15 protein-coding genes and 1 tRNA gene are annotated in these 15,968 nt (G+C 71.7%); 12 read left to right on the top strand and 4 right to left on the bottom strand.

The features are described from left to right. Positions 1-201 precede the first annotated feature (201 nt). Positions 202-2,835 (top strand): hypothetical protein, encoded by a 2,634-nt coding sequence (locus AC1DP1_RS19480; RefSeq protein WP_477508239.1) that lies wholly within the window; start codon positions 202-204, stop codon positions 2,833-2,835. A 20-nt stretch (positions 2,836-2,855) separates the two neighbouring features. On the opposite strand, the gene AC1DP1_RS19475 is transcribed toward AC1DP1_RS19480, so the two are convergent. Beyond that, positions 2,856-2,928 (bottom strand) — tRNA-Lys (locus AC1DP1_RS19475). Positions 2,929-3,254: 326 nt separating this feature from the next. Here AC1DP1_RS19475 and AC1DP1_RS19470 point away from each other — a divergent pair. The 3 genes from AC1DP1_RS19470 to AC1DP1_RS19460 are packed head-to-tail and all read left to right on the top strand — an operon-like array spanning position 3,255 to position 5,260. Next, entirely contained in the window at positions 3,255-4,415 is a 1,161-nt protein-coding gene (locus tag AC1DP1_RS19470) for a glycosyltransferase family 4 protein (protein WP_477508238.1), read from the top strand. Between the two features lie 6 nt (positions 4,416-4,421). Next, positions 4,422-5,012, top strand: a complete 591-nt coding sequence (locus AC1DP1_RS19465) for a DUF305 domain-containing protein (RefSeq protein WP_477508237.1) — start codon at positions 4,422-4,424, stop codon at positions 5,010-5,012. Between the two features lie 2 nt (positions 5,013-5,014). Then, entirely contained in the window at positions 5,015-5,260 is a 246-nt protein-coding gene (locus AC1DP1_RS19460) for a hypothetical protein (RefSeq protein WP_457191200.1), read from the top strand. 40 nt (positions 5,261-5,300) lie between these two features. Here the strand turns inward: AC1DP1_RS19460 and AC1DP1_RS19455 are convergent, their stop codons facing one another. Next, entirely contained in the window at positions 5,301-5,960 is a 660-nt protein-coding gene (locus AC1DP1_RS19455) for a GntR family transcriptional regulator (protein ID WP_477508236.1), read from the bottom strand. Positions 5,961-6,048: 88 nt separating this feature from the next. Between AC1DP1_RS19455 and AC1DP1_RS19450 the strand changes: the two genes are divergently transcribed. Beyond that, complete coding sequence (locus AC1DP1_RS19450) at positions 6,049-7,215, top strand: enolase C-terminal domain-like protein (RefSeq protein ID WP_300047457.1); 1,167 nt, start codon at positions 6,049-6,051, stop codon at positions 7,213-7,215. Positions 7,216-7,400: 185 nt separating this feature from the next. Continuing rightward, positions 7,401-8,129, top strand: coding sequence for a copper homeostasis protein CutC (locus AC1DP1_RS19445; RefSeq protein ID WP_477508235.1), 729 nt, complete (start codon positions 7,401-7,403; stop codon positions 8,127-8,129). On the opposite strand, the gene AC1DP1_RS19440 is transcribed toward AC1DP1_RS19445, so the two are convergent. Further along, complete coding sequence (locus tag AC1DP1_RS19440) at positions 8,112-9,641, bottom strand: M81 family metallopeptidase (RefSeq protein WP_477508234.1); 1,530 nt, start codon at positions 9,639-9,641, stop codon at positions 8,112-8,114. The two genes, AC1DP1_RS19445 and AC1DP1_RS19440, sit on opposite strands and share 18 nt — an antisense overlap. A 284-nt stretch (positions 9,642-9,925) precedes the next feature. Between AC1DP1_RS19440 and AC1DP1_RS19435 the strand changes: the two genes are divergently transcribed. Further along, positions 9,926-10,129, top strand: coding sequence for a cold-shock protein (locus AC1DP1_RS19435; protein ID WP_056598399.1), 204 nt, complete (start codon positions 9,926-9,928; stop codon positions 10,127-10,129). A gap of 197 nt (positions 10,130-10,326) precedes the next feature. Further along, the gene (locus AC1DP1_RS19430) at positions 10,327-10,488 is read left to right on the top strand and encodes a hypothetical protein (protein WP_300047447.1); all 162 of its coding nucleotides are present in this window, start codon (positions 10,327-10,329) and stop codon (positions 10,486-10,488) included. Between the two features lie 16 nt (positions 10,489-10,504). On the opposite strand, the gene AC1DP1_RS19425 is transcribed toward AC1DP1_RS19430, so the two are convergent. Continuing rightward, positions 10,505-11,590: a hypothetical protein gene (locus AC1DP1_RS19425; RefSeq protein ID WP_477508233.1), complete on the bottom strand. Its 1,086-nt coding sequence runs from the start codon at positions 11,588-11,590 to the stop codon at positions 10,505-10,507. A gap of 40 nt (positions 11,591-11,630) precedes the next feature. On the opposite strand from AC1DP1_RS19425, the gene AC1DP1_RS19420 reads away from it, so the two are divergent. The 4 genes from AC1DP1_RS19420 to pstA all read left to right on the top strand — a co-directional run bounded on the left by AC1DP1_RS19420 (position 11,631) and on the right by pstA (position 15,947). Then, positions 11,631-12,497, top strand: coding sequence for an NUDIX hydrolase (locus AC1DP1_RS19420; RefSeq protein ID WP_457191213.1), 867 nt, complete (start codon positions 11,631-11,633; stop codon positions 12,495-12,497). Positions 12,498-12,700: 203 nt separating this feature from the next. Then, complete coding sequence (locus tag AC1DP1_RS19415; protein WP_477508232.1) at positions 12,701-13,819, top strand: phosphate ABC transporter substrate-binding protein PstS; 1,119 nt, start codon at positions 12,701-12,703, stop codon at positions 13,817-13,819. 104 nt (positions 13,820-13,923) lie between these two features. Continuing rightward, positions 13,924-14,859 carry a phosphate ABC transporter permease subunit PstC gene (gene pstC / locus AC1DP1_RS19410; protein WP_477508231.1) on the top strand — a complete coding sequence of 312 codons (936 nt, stop codon included), beginning with the start codon at positions 13,924-13,926 and terminating at the stop codon, positions 14,857-14,859. Then, positions 14,856-15,947: a phosphate ABC transporter permease PstA gene (gene pstA, locus AC1DP1_RS19405; protein WP_477508230.1), complete on the top strand. Its 1,092-nt coding sequence runs from the start codon at positions 14,856-14,858 to the stop codon at positions 15,945-15,947. Before pstC ends, pstA begins: the two co-directional genes overlap by 4 nt. Positions 15,948-15,968: the final 21 nt, after the last annotated feature.

Below are 15,968 nucleotides of genomic sequence, written 5' to 3'. Positions count from 1 at the left end.
TGAGGAGCCATTCTCCCCAGCCGGGCCAAACCTTCCCACTCGGCGCGGGTGTGATCTCCGGCTGACGCACACGTGCCGACCGCGTCGACCCCCCTCTGGGGAGTCTTGTCGGCGACCCCCGCGCGTGCTGCAATCATCCAGCGCCCGCCGGCCCCGACGATCGGGGACCCCGGTCCGGTGCGCCCGGCTCGGGGGTGTGCGGTGGGACGACTGACGACGTGGTGGGTCACCGCGCTGGTGGCGTCTGCGGTCGCGGTGCCGTCGTACGCCGCGCCGGTGCCCGTGGCGGGGCTGCCCGGGCCGAGCGGGCCGACCGTCGAGCGCAAGCCCGCCGCCCCTCCGTCGGCGGCGATCAGGGTGCGGCCGTCCGTCGTCGACGCCGGGAGGCCGGTCGAGCTCGCCGGCATGGTGCGCCGCGCCGCGCCGCGCTCACAGGTGCGGCTGGAGACCAGGACCGCCGGCGGCTGGCGGCGGGTCGCCGTTGCCCGGACGAACCGGTTCGGGCGCTACGGCTTCAGCACCGTCCCGCCGCGAGGGGACAGCACCTTCCGGGTCGTCCTCCCGCGCCGCAAGGGGCAGGCCCAGGCGCGGTCGAAGCGCGTGCCCGTCCGCGCGACATGGACTCCGGCGCTCACGATCACCACAGTGTCGTACGACGCTGCTGCCGGAGGCGGCGTGGTCACCCGGGTGGCCGGCACCGCGCCCGAGCTGTCCGGCGCCCTCCTCGAGCGGCAGCGTCGGCTGACCGGCGGAGCCTGGGCGGCTGCAGGTACGACGCTCGTGTCGGGTGACGGGTCCTGGGCCGACACGGTGGCCGGCGAGCCCGGGTGGCAGCTGCGCTGGGCGGCGCCCGCGGACGGTGCCCGGCAGGCGGCGGCCACCAGCGACGTCACGGTGGCCGCGCTGCCGACACCTCCCGCCCCCGACCCGGACCCGGCCCCCCAGCCCACGCCGGACCCGAACCCGACTCCCACGCCGACGCCCGATCCCGACCCGGACGTCGCGCCCACCCTCACCGCGAGCGCGACCCACTACCCGTCGTCCGGATTCGCCCAGGTCGCCGGCGCGAGCACTGGGCTGACGATCGACGACGAGGTGCAGCGCGAGGTGCAGCGGGATGGCGGGTGGACGCCTGACGGTCCCGCCGTCGGGGTCGAGTCCGAGGGCCGCTTCTCCGACGTGTTCCGCATCGAGCTCGGGCTGTCCTACCGGTACGTCGTCCCGGCATCCGGCGAGCGCGCCGGTGCAGTGTCCGAGAGCTTCGGCTTCGCCTCGCCCGGACCGCGAAGCATCCCCCTCGACGCGACCACGTCCGTGACCTTCCAGCCCGGGCAGCGCGTCCTCGACCTCGTCGTCGACCTGCAGGCCGGTCAGCGCTGGACCTGGGTGGGCACGCCGGTGGCGTCAGCCGCCATGGTCCCGCCGGCGGGGGAGCCGGTGCTCCTCTCCGGTGACGGCGTCACCCGGACCGCCGACCGGTCCGGCGCCCACACGATCCGGCTGAGCCGGGAGGACGTGTGGTCGGAGGCGACCGGCAGCATCACCCTGTCCGCGCCCCGGGTGGTCCCCGGGGCCATCGACGGTCCGGCACGAGACCTGGTCAGCTCGCTGCCCGGACAGCTGGTGGAGGTGGCCTTCGACGGCGACGCCGGATCCGTCGTCTCGGAGTACGCGCGACCGCCCGAGACCGGCGCGCTCCCACGCAGCACCCCGACCCTGGTCGCGCCGTCCGGCGACGTCGTACCCCGCTGGGGACGGCTGCAGCGGGAGGGCCACGTCTGGCGCCTGCCCGAGACCGGTGCGTACACCCTGCGCTTCACCCCGGCACCCCACGACGTGGTCGACCGGCCGGGCCAGGTGGTGCTCTCGGCGCGGGTCGCCGACGTGTCCCTCGACCGGACCGACCGCATCTCGCTCGAGCAGCCCGGACGGGTGGCGGTGGTGCGGACTACGGTCCCGGCGGGTCTGACGGTGACGTTGTCCGACGACGGCCCGGCGCACCTCCTCGAGGAGCTCTTCGGACCCGACGGCGAACCCATCGACACCTACACGACGTCGCCGAAGGTCTCACCGACCGTCGCCGGCACCTACACCCAGCTGGTGTCCTACCCCTTCGGTCCCGCTGAGGCGCGCTACTTCGCCTCCGCGCCCGGCACGCTGTCGGCCACCGTCGACGGCCCCCGGGTGCCGTATGACATGGGCGGCGTCCCTGACGCGTCCACGCTCGTCCGGGTGCCGATCACGACCTCGGACCAGGTCTTCTCCGTCGAGGTCCTCGACTCCGACGGCGAGCTGTGCGTCCGCCAGCAGCTGAGCTTCCCGGACAACACCACGCTGTGGACCATGGTGTCGCCGTCCTCCAACAGCGGCCAGCACCCGCCGGTGCTCTGGACCTACAGGACCGGTGACCTGGTGATGTCCGCCAACCCGTGCGACGACACCGGCTGGATCCGCCTGGTGACGACCACGGTCGCGCCCGAGACGGCACCGGTCCCGACGCCACTGGGCGAGGACGAGACGCTCTGGACCACCGACGTCGCCGTCGCGGCGACGAGGCCGGGACAGGTCACCGTCGTCCCCTACGACGGCGGGTACTCCGTCGAGAGCGACCGGGTGGACGTGTCGTTCGCCGACTCGTCCTTCGCTGCCGACACGTTGTTCCACGTCGGCTGGTCCCGGGGCGATTCAGCGGGATCGACGGGCGGCCCTCCGGGCACGGCCGACGAGTTCTCGCTGTCGGAGACCTTCCTCTTCGGCGAGACCTACTTCTTCGTCTACGCCGGTCCGACCGCCACGGGCACCGCGACACTGCGCGTGGAGCGCTACGACTGGTAGCGCGAACAATCGGAACCTTGTAGGCCTCCAGGGGCTCGAACCCTGAACCAACGGATTAAAAGTCCGGTGCTCTACCAATTGAGCTAGAGGCCCGGGACATGGGGGCTACGTCCGACGAAGCGTCCGGACAACCTCATGATCCTGCCGCGCATCTTCGCAGAGACCGGTCGGATCACCGACCACGGCGGTCGGCCTGGTCGGGTGACGGACGGGACGGCACGGGCGGCGAGACCCGCCCTCGACGTCGCGCCGACCGCGCTAGGCTGGAGGTCGACTGCCAGTGGCAGGTCCGTGCCACGGTCACGTGGCGTACGGGCCCTGACGTAGGCAGCAATCACAGGCGGTAGCGAGATGACCTCGCAGCTCAGCACGGTCCGGCCCCCCGAGCACGCGGATCACGCACGCAGGTCAGGTGTTCGATGATCTCGTTCGTCTGGTCACCCGGGGAGCGTCTGCCGGCCGGCACGGGTGGGTCCGAGAACTTCACGGTGGGTCACGTGCGCGAGCTCAACCGGCGCGGGATCGAGGCTCGGGTGGTCACCATCGGCATGGGCACGGCCGACGGCCGCGACGAGTTCGACGACATTCCCTTCCACTCGGTCCCGGCACTCGACTCGGTGGGGGGTCTGGACGACATCATCGTGTTCGTCAGCGAGGCCCCTCCGACCACCACCGTGCACCCTGCCTACCAGATCCTCCACGTGCCACCGCCGCTGCGGCAGCACGCTCATGCATCCGTGGTGGCCGGGACGCGGGACCGCACGCTCGTCGCGACCAGCCGCTACGCGGCCGCGCTCTGGGCGGACTTCCTCGACGTGGGCCTCGACACGATCCATGTCGTGTACCCGTTCGCCGAGCCGGAGTTCGCCACCCTGCCTCGGGCGGAGAGGACCGATGAGGTGACCCGCGTGCTGTACGCCGGGCGGCTCACGCCCGAGAAGGGCATCTACACCCTGCTCTCGGCGCTGCACACCGACTTGTTCGATCCGGGCTCCGTCTCCGTCACGGTGACGTCCGCCGGCGCTGACAAGCCGCAGGGCGCCATCATCGAGCGGTTGCTTCGCTCGCACCCCGGCATCACCCTCGTGCCCGCCCGGCGCACGCCCGCCGACATGGCGTCGTTGCTCGTCGAGCACGACGTGGTCGTGATGCCGTCGAATGCGCAGTACTGGCACGAGACCTTCGGGATCCTGTCGATCGAGGCCCAGCACGCCGGTTGCCGCGTGGTCGCCTCGCGCGACGGCGGGCTGCCGGAGACCGACTGCGGCGGGCTGGTGCTCGTCGAGCCCGACGACGCCGAGGCGCTGGCCCAGGGCATCCTGGCCGCTCGTCGCCTCGGACCGGTCCTCGGGCGCGAACGGATGGACGCCGGCCGGGACTTCACGGTCGCGGACTCGGTCACGACCCTGCTGCAGGTTCTCGAGGGCGTGACGGGGCCGACCCCCTCGGAGGTCATCCAGGCGCTCGAGGAGCTGGTGGCGCTCCCGTCCGCGGACGAGCCGCACCCCCGTCCGCTCGTCGAGTCCCCAGCCATCCGGGCCGAGACCGTCCGCCCGGCGTTGCCCGTACGAGGAGTGTGACCACCCGTGATCATCTGGGCCCGCGCGCCCCGACCGGGCGTGGAGGCGCACGCAAAGCCTGAGGGCAACGCCACCGACCTGCGCTACCTGGAGGACGCCGTCGCGGCACTGGTGCCGATCATGGCGGTCTGCGCAGGTGCAAGCCGCAGCTCGCGGCCGGACGTTCGAGCCCTGGCCCGCGACGCGCTGTCGGTCCAGGCGGACCGCTTCGCGGCGATGTCAGCCGTCCTGCTCGGCTGGGGTCAGCCCGAGAAGGCGCCTCCTCCGATCGCGCCGCCAGGGGCTCTCGACGGGCTGGGCGGGGAGGCGCTGGACCGGATGTTCGTGGACCGACTGACCGCTCATGCCCACGCCTCGCTCATCCGTTCGCGCGCCGAGATGGTCGCCGGTGCGAGCCGGTCGACGCGCTCCCTGGCCGAGCACGCCATCCACGCGGACGACCGACAGCTCGCGGTGCTCCACGGTCTGCTGCTCGTCCTGGCACAGCACCGGGCCGCCGCCCCGGTGGTCCACGACTCGATGTCGCGATGGAGCGACGACGGCGGGTCGTGGCAGATGCCTTCGCCGGTGACCGTGCCGAGCCCCAGGGGGCGATGACCATGGCCTACCTGATGCTGTACGGCGACGGCTGGACCCAACGGTGGCGGATCGCCGACGAGAACGAGATGGCGGTTCGCGAGGAGGTCGAGCGCGTGGGGACGGACGCGACCGGCCGCCTGCCGGTGATCGATCCCGGCTCCGACTCCGGAGCCACCCTCGTGGTGGCGTGGGCGAAGGTGGCTGCTGCTGTCGTCCTGGACGGGTCCGCCGAGCAACGGGACGACTCCGCGGGTCGGTACCCCTGACCCGTCGCGGTCGGGCCGGCGGCTGCGACGGCGACCGCCGTCAACCCACGGGTGCCGCGAGCACGGCCGCGGCGAGGCTGTGGTCGATGTGGGCGGTCATCAGGTCGGACGCCGCAGCGGCGTCACCGTCGACGACGAGCCGGACGAGCTCGTGGTGCTCCTCGAAGTCGCGGGTGCGGTCCTCCCCGCCCGGCGGCAGCTGGAGCCCGACGCGTCGGTAACGGTCCGACTTGTCCCAGAGGTCGTCGAGCATCCGGACGACGACGTCGTTGTGCGACGCGGAGTACAGGGCGCGGTGGACCTCGCGGTGCGCGGCGAGGGCGGTCTCGCCCCACTTCCGGGTGACGGGCTTGAGCCGCTTCAGCGCTGCCTGCATCCGTACGACGTCCTGGTCCGTTCGGCGCTCGGCGGCCAGCGCGACGGCGGCCGGCTCGAGGGCACGCCGGGCCTCGAGCAGCTGCCGGGCCTCGTGGAGGTCGAGCTCGGCGACGCGGGCGTTGCGGTGGGTGTCGAGCCTGATCCAGCCCTCCCCGCTGAGTCGTCGTACGGCCTCGCGCAGCGGCGTGATGCTGATGCCCAGGTCAGAGGCGAGCTCGTACTGCGCCAGGGGTGAGCCCGCCTCGAGCGAGCCGTCGAGGATCTGCTGGCGGATGCGCGCGTAGGCGACGTCGGCCTTGCTGGTGAAGAGGGGATCGGCCACCGGCTCATCTTATAAGACCGATTGGTGATTCATGCAGCGATGTGCGTAGGGTGCGGATCTCGCATCTTATAAGAATTGGAGCCACGCCATGAGGATCGTCTCCGCCCATGAGGGCGTCATCCCGATCAGCTCGCCGATGAGCAACGCCTTCATCGACTTCTCGACGATGGACTGCTCGGTCCTCGCGCTGGTGAGCGACGTCGTGGTCGACGGCGAGCCCGTCGTCGGCTACGGCTTCAACTCCAACGGCCGCTACTCCGCGGGCGAGATCCTGCGCCGTCGCATCCTGCCGCGACTCCTCGAGGCCGACCCCGACAGCCTCCTCGACGAGGCGGGCGCCCTGTCGCCGAGCGCGGCCTGGGAGGTGATGATGCGCAACGAGAAGCCCGGTGGGCACGGGGAGCGGTCGGTCGCCGTCGGTGTCGTCGACATGGCGCTGCACGACCTCGCGGCCAAGGTCGCCGGCGTGCCGCTGCACCGCTGGATCGCCGACCACTACGGCGACGGCGGGTCCGACGACTCCGTGTTCGTCTACGCCGCGGGCGGCTACTACGCCCCCGGCAAGTCGCTGGGCGACCTCCAGGACGAGATGCGCCGCTTCCTCGACGCGGGCTACGAGGTGGTCAAGATGAAGATCGGCGGCGCCGACCTGGCCGAGGACCTGCGGCGCATCGAAGCCGTGATCGAGGTGCTGGGCGGCGACGGCTCACGCCTTGCGGTCGACGTCAACGGACGCTTCGACCTCGACACCGCGCTGGCCTACGGCCGGGCGATCGACCCCTACGGGCTGTTCTGGTACGAGGAGGTCGGCGACCCGCTGGACTACCGGCTCAACGCCACGCTCGCCGAGCACTACCGCGGCCCGATCGCCACGGGGGAGAACCTGTTCTCCCTCCAGGACGCCCGCAACCTCGTCCGCTACGGCGGACTGCGGCCCGACCGCGACTGGATCCAGGTCGACCCGGCCCTGAGCTACGGCCTCGTGGAGTACCGCCGCATCCAGGACATGCTCGCCCAGCACGGCTGGTCCTCGCGCCGCTGCATCCCGCACGGCGGCCACCAGTTCTCCCTCCACATCGCCGCCGCCCTGAGGCTCGGCGGCAACGAGTCCTACCCCGGCGAGTTCCAGCCGACCGGGGGCTTCGCCGACGACGCCGTCGTGGAGGGCGGGCGGGTGCGGCTCGACGACCGACCCGGCATCGGCTTCGAGGGCAAGGCCGCCTTCCACCGCGTGCTCCGCGACCTGCACGCGTGACCCGTCGGCCCTAGGGCGTGTCCCTCAAGTCCATGGCCTGCTGCGCGCCGTCATGAACGCACGCTGGCTGCGTTGTCGTCAGTCGCCATGGCTCCGCCATGTCTCCCTCCTCCGCCTTGCCATCGCACGTCCCTGACGCCGCTCGCGACGGCCGAGACTTGAAAGACACGCCCTAGCGTGGGGCCATGGACACCCTGGTCGAGATCTGCCTGGAGGACGTCGGTGGAGCCGCGCTCGCCGCAGCGGCGGGCGCGGACGCCCTGGAGGTGTGCGCCGGGCTGGCCGACGGCGGGACCACCCCGACGCTCGGGTTCGTCCGGCACTGCGCGGCCGCGGCGCCCGGGCTCGAGATCCGGGTTCTCGTCCGTGCCCGGCCCGGCGACTTCGTCCACTCCCCGGAGGAGGTCGAGGTCATGGTCGCCGACATCGAGGCGGTGCGCGGGGCGCTCGCCGGGTCGGCGCGGCTCGGGTTCGTCGTCGGGAGCCTGACGCCCGACGGTGACATCGACGCGGGTGCCGTACGACGACTCGTGGCCGCGAGCGGCGACGCACCGGTCACCTTCCACAAGGCCTTCGACTCCGTGCCGGACCAGCCGTCCGCGCTGGCGCTGCTGGCGGACCTCGGCGTCTCCCGCGTCCTGACCTCGGGCGGTCCCGGCCCGGCGCTCGACCACCTCCCGCAGCTCGCCGACCTGGTCCGGCGCGGCGGTGAGGACGTGCGCATCGCGGTCGGGGGCGGCGTACGCCCGGTGAACGCGGCCCGCATCGTCGCGGAGACCGGGGCGCGCGAGGTGCACCTGCGGGCGCCGGGCACGGTCACGGCGGCGGGGTCGTCCGCCGGCTACGACGACGGGCGTCGCAGCGTGACCAGCGCCGAGGTGCTCGCCGAGGTGATGTCAGCCCTCGGGAGATAGCGCGGCGGTGTCGCCGGGGAACAGCTCGGCGTGCGCGAGCGGGTCGACGCCGCTGACGTCGTCGAGGGGGAACATCGGGCGCCGGAGCCGACGGTGACCGAGGCGCACCAGGTCCTGGTCCACGCCACCCGGGGTGAGCGCGAGCATCCAGTCGGCGGCCATGCCGAAGAGCTCGGGCTCGAGGTAGCCGATCTTGACCACGACGACGTCGGCGCTGCGCGGGTCCAGGCCGAGCCGGGTGAAGTCCTGCTCGAGGTGGTAGGGCCGGCGCCGGCGGGTGACGATCACGTCGACCGTCGCGGTGCGCACGACGACCTCCAGGTTGTCGTCGGACGGCACGACCGCCACCACCTCGCCGGCGACCTCCACCGGTGGGGCCGGACGTGCGTCGACCCGCGCGCCCAGCGTGAGGCGCACGTCGGCGCCGACTCCGGCCTCCGAGGCCGCCAGCGCGCCCATGGCGTCGGGGATGGAGGCGTAGATCGCGCGCCTGCCGCTCGCCGCCAGCTCCTCGCTCGCCAGCAGCTCGGCCAGCGTCCAGGTCACGTCGCCCGCCCCGCCAGCGGTCGGGTTGTCGCCGGAGTCGGACACGAAGTACGGCGTGACCGGTGAGGCGAGGGCCGCCTCCATCACCTCCTCGAGCGACCCGGTCGGCGCGACGAAGCCGAAGTCCTCGCGCCGCTCCCACAGCTCGGTGGCCAGCGCTGCCGCCTCGGTCATCGCCCGGTCGGCGTCGTCGCCGACCACCATCACGACCGCCCCGTTGCGCGGCTCGTCGGCCCACGGGTAGCCGATCCAGATCCCCGCGTCGAGGACCCCCTCGAGCGCCTCGATCGCCGGCACGCGGGCGTACAGGCTCGTTGCCGGCTCCTGGCGGGTGCTGGTCATCTCGCCGGGGAGCAGGATCGGCACCGGCACCCAGGCCTTCGCCGGGCGGCGGCGCCCCGGCGGCAGCGCGAGCCGGTCGACGAGGTTGCGGGCGGCCCGCTCCTTCGTCTCCTGCCAGTCGACGTGCGGCGCGGTGCGGTAGGTCGTCAGCAGGTCGACCGTCTCGGCGAGGGTGCGCGACACGTTGCCGTGGAGGTCCATCCCGCTGCTGATCAGGCAGTCAGGCCCCACCACGGCGCGCACGGCGACGGCGAGGTCGCCCTCCATGTCGTCGAGGCCGACGACGCTCGCGGCTCCGTGGATGTCGAGCACCACGCCGTCGAGGGGCGCTTCGGCCACGGCCGCGACGAGCCCGGAGAGGATCTCGGCCTTGAGCAGGACGTAGTCATCGGCGGGGATGGCGCCTCCCGCGATGCTGCGCGCCTGGAGGATGCCGAGCCACCGCGCGCGGTCCGCCAGGGCGCCGGCGGGCCGCCAGAACTCCCACGCGTCGAGGACCTCGCGACCCCTCCGGGGAGCGAGCATCGCCGCCGTCGTGAGCGCGGGGGAGAACGTCGACGCCTCGAGGCTGATGCCGCAGACGGCCACGCGCGGAAGGTGCGGAAGGACGACGTCACTGGTCACTTCTGGATGGTGTCAGGGGCCTCCGGGAGGCCGCTCGGCAGGTCCGTTGGTCGACTGTTCACCCATAGGTGGTCCGCGACCGGTGACGTCGGGCGATTTGTTGGTAGGGTTGCTCCTGCAACAGGTGCAAGTTCCAGCAGGTTGACGCCCGCGGAGTTTGTGATCCAACGGCGTTCCCCTCTTCGGGCCTTTCCAGCTTGTAAGTCGGAGCGACGTGTCACCGCACTTGATGCGGAGCCGTCGATGTGATGGCTTCTCGTTCCGATAACAGGAGTACCGAGCACATGGCTCAAGGCACCGTGAAGTGGTTCAACGCCGAGAAGGGTTTCGGCTTCATTGCGCAGGAGGACGGCGGCGACGACGTCTTCGTGCACTACTCGGCCATCCAGTCCAACGGCTACAAGTCGCTGGATGAGAACCAGAAGGTCGAGTTCGACGTCACCCAGGGCCCCAAGGGCCCGCAGGCGGAGAACGTCCGTCCGCTCTGATCGGCTGACGCTGGACCTGTTCCAGATCTGATCAAGAGTCTGGCTCCTCCCCCTCAGTGGGGTGGGGCCAGACTCGATTTCGGGGCACACTTGACTCATTCGGGCCATGTTGCGCCGCTTCCGGGTCAGTCAGACTTGGCTCGGACGCATAAAGTCGTGTGGTCCAACAAACAGGCGAGGACGTCAGGAGGGTGACGATGCACGACCAGTTCGACGTGACTCTCGAGGACGGTGACCTCCTCGGCGAGGTCGAGCTCACCACCACGCTGATCATCGCAGCGAGCGAGTCCGACGACCACTTGTCGCGCGAGGAGATCGACCGCCTCCTCGGAGTCACCCCGCGCAAGCCGCAGGACTGACTGCGCCGCCCTCCGCTCAGCAGGTGGCGAACAGCACCGGGCCGCTGGTGAGGTCCGACAGCACGTAGCTGCCCTCGACCGGGCGCAGGTCGAGCACCACCTCGCGGCCCTCCGAACCGGCCCGCTCCACCGAGAACCGGTCGGCGAACTCCCCGCCCTGCCCGGGCGCCGGTCCCGCGGCCAGCCGAGCTCGCGTCTCCGCGTCACCGGCGGCGTCGTCCGCGTCCTCGACCTGCATCACCGCGCGTACGTCGCCCCCGGGCAGCACGCCCATGGCGAACCCGGTCAGCGGGTGGACCTCGCCCGCCGCCTCGACGAGCTGGTCGGCCTCGGCCCGGGCGTCGTCGTCGGCCTGCGACATCGCCAGGTGCTCGCAGGCGTACGCGCCGTCGTAGACCGCCGCGGCCAGCGGCTCGTCCAGCGAGGCAGCGAGGTCGGCGAGGTCGTCGGGTGCGCCGTCCCCCTCCAGCACCTGTTCCAGGAACGGGGCCTGGTCGGAGGTCAGCACGAGGCCCTGGTCGGCGAGCAGCGCGACGTGCTGCAGCTCGGGGGTCAGCGTCGAGCCGACCCCGGCCAGCACGTCGGGGCCTCCGACCCACACGCCGTCCTCCTCGTCGGGCTCGGTCCAGCCCAGGTCGGCGAGGCGGTCCGCCACGGCGTCGAGGTCGACGTCGTCGTCGACCTTGAGCACCTCGACCGCTCCCGCGCCCGACTGGGCGAGCAGCTCCCACGAGACAGTGGCGGGGGAGAAGCCCAGCTCGTCCTGCATCACGCCAGCGGACGTGCCGAGCGCCGACGTGGACGACAGGTCGGCGGCGAAGGCGTCGACCAGGAAGGCGTCGACCTCCTCGGCCGACGAGTCCGCGCCGACGCCGGCGTCCAGCTCGCGGCGTACGCCGTCCCAGTCCGTCCAGGAGAAGCGGGTCGCGTCGGCCGGCGCCAGCTCCATCGCCTCCTGGAGCGGCGTCGCGGGCGTGAGGGCGCGCCACGCGACGAGCCCGGCGCCCGCCACGACGAGCACCACGACGACGGCCAGCACGGCGCGGGTCCGGCCCCGGCTCCGGCCGCGGGTCCCGGCGCGCGGGACGTCACGATGTGGCACGGGGCTCCTCGCGGTCGGGGTGGGGTGTGAGACTACTTCCATGGAGCCCCGCGACGTGCGCGCTGCTGGTGCCGTCGTGACCCGGAAGGGCGGTGAGGTGCTCCTGGTGCACCGGCCCAAGTACGACGACTGGTCCTTCCCCAAGGGCAAGCTCGACCGCGGGGAGCACGTGGTCACCGCCGCGGTGCGCGAGGTGGCCGAGGAGACCGGGCTCGACGTACGCCTCGGGCCGGCGCTGTCGCAGCAGCGCTACCGGATGTCCAACGGCCGCTGGAAGGCCGTGGACTACTGGGCCGCCCGGGTCGCCGGAAGCGACGACGTGAGCCGCTACCGCCCCAACGACGAGATCGACGCGGTCGAGTGGGTGGACTGGAAGGACGCGCAGCAGCGCCTCACCTACGCCTACGACCGCGACACCCTGGCCGAGGCGCGCCCGCTGCGGCGGCGTACCCGGGCGCTGGTGGTGCTGCGCCACGCCGAGGCGCGCTCGCGCAACGGCTGGAAGAAGGACGACCGGCGGCGGCCTCTCGTCCGGCTCGGGGAGACCCAGTCCCAGCGCCTGGTGCCGCTCCTGGCCGCCTTCGACGTCACGGCCGCCCACACCTCCACCAGCACCCGCTGCGTGCAGACGGTGATGCCGTACGCCGACGTGACCGGCTGGCCGGTGAAGCTCTACGACGAGCTGAGCGAGGAAGGCTCCACCGTCGAGGGCGTCGTCGACCTCGTCGACGGGTTCCTCGACGGCGACCTCGACGCCGGGAGCGCGGTGCTGTGCACCCACCGTCCGGTGCTCCCGACCGTGCTCGACGCGCTGCAGGTTCCCGACGTCGAGCTGGCGCCCGGTTCGATGCTCGTGGTGCACCACCGCAAGGGTCGCGTCGTGGCCACCCAGCACGTCGAGCCCTGAGCCTCCCTCTATTGCTCTCGACGGCCGCTCGTCAAGCGCCCCGGGACGAGTTCATGTGATCGTCGTCGCACGCCCGAACGGGTGATGCCAACCGGTCCTGCCGAGTTCACCGCGCGTTCACCGACGGCGCCGTGGTCGTTCTCCTGCGGTGCCTACCTTCCTGATCGTCAGCACTCATCAGACTTCCATCAGGAGCACCCGAAGTGAATCGCACTTCCTTCCGCAAGCTGCTCGCCCCGAGCGTCGCTGTTCTTGCCCTCTCGATCTCCCTCACCGCGTGCGGTGCCTCCAACGAGGCCGACGCCGACTCGGGCGACGACACCTCCGAGGCCGGCGGCCTCTCCGGGGACCTGAACGGCGCCGGCGCGTCCTCGCAGGAGAAGGCGCAGGGCGCCTGGGCCACCGGCTTCCAGGGCATGAACGACGGGAACGTCACGGTCAACTACGACCCGGTCGGCTCCGGTGACGGACGCACCAACTTCATCGAGGGCGGCGTCAGCTTCGCCGGCTCCGACTCCTACCTCACCGACGACGAGGGCGAGCTCAGCGGCGCCAAGGAGCGCTGCGGTGGCGAGGACCCGATCGAGGTCCCGGCCTACGTCTCGCCGATCGCGGTGGCGTTCAACCTCGAGGGTGTCGACTCGCTCAACCTCGACGCCGACACGATCGCGCAGATCTTCGACAACAAGATCACGAACTGGAACGACAAGGCGATCGCCGACCAGAACCCCGACGCGACGCTGCCGGACCTGGCCATCACGCCCGTGCACCGCTCCGACGACTCGGGCACCACGAAGAACTTCACCGACTACCTCGGCAAGGCCAGCGGCTCGTGGTCCTACGAGGCCGAGGACGCCTTCCCGGTCAAGGGTGGCGAAGCGGCCGAGGGCACCTCCGGTGTGATCTCCGCCGTCTCCGGCGGCAAGGGCACGATCGGCTACGCCGACGAGAGCCAGGTCGGCGACCTGTCCGTCGTCTCGGTCAAGGTGGGCGAGGAGTACGTCGCTCCGTCCGCCGAGGGTGCCGCCAAGGTTGTCGAGACCTCGCCGGCCGCCGAGGGTCGGGCCGACGTCGACATGGCCGTCGACATCGACCGCACCACCACCGAGTCGGGCGCCTACCCGGTCGTCCTGCTCAGCTACCTGATCGCCTGCCAGACCTACGAGGACCAGGCCGAGGCCGACCTCGTCAGCGGCTACCTGTCCTACATCGTCTCCGACGAGGGCCAGGCGGCCGCTTCGCAGGAGGCCGGCTCCGCGCCGCTCTCCGCCTCGGTCGCCGAGCAGGCGCAGAGCATCGTGGACACCATCTCCGCGGGCTGATCCCACGGCCGGGGCCAGCTGCCCCGGTCACCCATCGCCGCGTGCGGCGGGTCGGACATCCGGCCCGCCGCACCGACGCATGAACCGACTGAATGAGGTAGCACGTGGCAACCATCGCCGCTGATCAGGAGACGGGCCCGGCGAGGCTGGGCGACCGGGTCTTCTCCGCCACCGCCCTGGCCGCCGGGATCGCGATCCTTCTCGCCCTGGCAGGCGTCTTCATCTTCCTGGCGATCGAGGGCGTCCCGGGTCTGGCAAAGCCGGCCGAGTTCTACGGCGAGGCGAGCAACTTCTGGGGCTACGTCGCCCCGCTGCTGTTCGGCACCGTGCTCGCCGCCGTGATCGCGCTGATCGTGGCCGTCCCGCTCGCCTGGGGCATCGCGCTCGTGGTGAGCCACTACGCGCCGAAGTCGATCGCCACCCCGATCGCCTACGTCATCGACCTGCTCGCCGCGGTGCCCTCGGTGGTCTTCGGCCTCTGGGGCATCAGCGTCCTGGCGCGCCACCTGCAGCCGGGTTACGTCTGGCTGGACGAGAACATGGGCTGGCTGCCCTTCTTCGCCGGGCCGGCCTCCGGCACCGGACGCACCATCCTCACCGCCGGTCTGGTGCTGGCGATCATGATCCTCCCGATCATCACCGCGATCTCGCGCGAGGTGTTCTCCCAGACGCCGCGGCTGCACGAGGAGGCCGCGCTCGCGCTGGGCGCCACCCGCTGGGAGATGATCCGGATGGCCGTCTTCCCCTACGCCCGCTCCGGCATGGTCTCGGCGGTGATGCTCGGCCTGGGACGCGCGCTCGGCGAGACCATGGCCGTTGCCATGGTGCTGTCCGCCGGCGGCGGCATCTCCCTCAACCTGATCTCGAGCAGCAACCCGGCCTCGATCGCGTCCAACATCGCCTCCAACTACAAGGAGGGCACCCCGGGCAAGATCCAGGTGCTGATCGCGACCGGCCTGGTGCTCTTCCTCGTGACGTTCCTGGTCAACTTCGCCGCCCGGTGGATCGTCACCCGCAACGAGAGGAAGTTGGCCCGATGAGCATCACCACAGCTCCCGCCCGGCCCACCTCGGAGCCGGTCGCGTTCACGCAGGCCAAGCTGCCTCGCGTGGCGCCCGCGCTCGTCGGTGTCGTGGCCATCGCCGCTGCGGCCCTGCCTGTGCTCCTGCTCGGCTGGGGCCTGATCGCGTGGGCGCTCGTCGCCGGTGTCCTCTACCTCGTCGCGCTGCCGGCCTGGGCTCGGGTCGTGGAGGGGCCTCGCGGGGCGGCGGACCGGATGGTCACCGGGCTCGTGTGGGCGGCGTGCTTCGTCGCCATCGTCCCGCTGGTCTCGCTGCTCTACACGGTCGTGGACCGGGGTCTGCCCGCGATCAACTCGACCTTCCTCACCTACTCGATGTACCGGACCGAGCTGGATCAGGAGGTGGGCATCTACCACGCGCTGGTCGGCACCCTCCTGATCACGCTGGGCGCCGCCGTCATCTCGGTGCCGATCGGCATCATGGCCGCGATCTACCTCATCGAGTACGGCAAGGGCAGCCGCCTCGCCCGCTGGATCACGTTCCTGGTGGACGTGATGACCGGCATCCCGTCGATCGTGGCCGGCCTCTTCGCGTTCTCGCTGTTCATCCTCATCTTCGGTCCGTCCACCCGGGTCGGTATCGGCGGCTCGGTGGCGCTGTCGCTGCTGATGATCCCGGTGGTGGTCCGCTCGACCGAGGAGATGCTGCGGCTGGTTCCCGCCGACCTGCGCGAGGCGTCGTACGCCCTGGGCGTGCCGAAGTGGCGCACGATCGTCAAGGTCGTCCTCCCGACGGCCCTCGGCGGCATCGTCACCGGGGTCACGCTCGCCATCGCCCGCGTCGTCGGCGAGACCGCCCCGCTGCTCCTCATCGCCGGCCTGACGACCCGCACGAACTTCAACGTGTTCTCGGAGCGGATGACCACCCTCCCGGTGCTGATCTACACCCAGAACGCCAACCCCGGCATCGCCGAGACCCCGGGTGGCACGCCGCCCGGCATCGAGATCGCCTGGGGCGGCGCGCTGGTGCTGATCCTGATCGTCATGATGCTGAACCTCGTGGCGCGCATCATCGGCGCGATCTTCGCCCCCAAGACCGGCCACTAGGCCCCGAACCAGACACAAGAG

Source organism: Nocardioides sp. P4_G10, from assembly GCF_056401175.1.
The sequence above is the reverse complement of the archived record's forward strand: the minus strand, read 5'-3'. Positions and strand labels throughout refer to the sequence as shown.

Bases quoted from the DNA above. Each gene is read 5' to 3' on its own strand.
- AC1DP1_RS19450 (WP_300047457.1), top strand. From the start codon at position 6,049: ATGAGGATCGTCTCCGCCCATGAGGGCGTCATCCCGATCAGCTCGCCG.
- AC1DP1_RS19445 (WP_477508235.1), top strand. From the start codon at position 7,401: ATGGACACCCTGGTCGAGATCTGCCTGGAGGACGTCGGTGGAGCCGCG.
- AC1DP1_RS19420 (WP_457191213.1), top strand. From the start codon at position 11,631: ATGGAGCCCCGCGACGTGCGCGCTGCTGGTGCCGTCGTGACCCGGAAG.
- AC1DP1_RS19435 (WP_056598399.1), top strand. From the start codon at position 9,926: ATGGCTCAAGGCACCGTGAAGTGGTTCAACGCCGAGAAGGGTTTCGGC.
- AC1DP1_RS19470 (WP_477508238.1), top strand. From the start codon at position 3,255: ATGATCTCGTTCGTCTGGTCACCCGGGGAGCGTCTGCCGGCCGGCACG.
- AC1DP1_RS19430 (WP_300047447.1), top strand. From the start codon at position 10,327: ATGCACGACCAGTTCGACGTGACTCTCGAGGACGGTGACCTCCTCGGC.
- AC1DP1_RS19460 (WP_457191200.1), top strand. From the start codon at position 5,015: ATGGCCTACCTGATGCTGTACGGCGACGGCTGGACCCAACGGTGGCGG.
- pstA (WP_477508230.1), top strand. From the start codon at position 14,856: ATGAGCATCACCACAGCTCCCGCCCGGCCCACCTCGGAGCCGGTCGCG.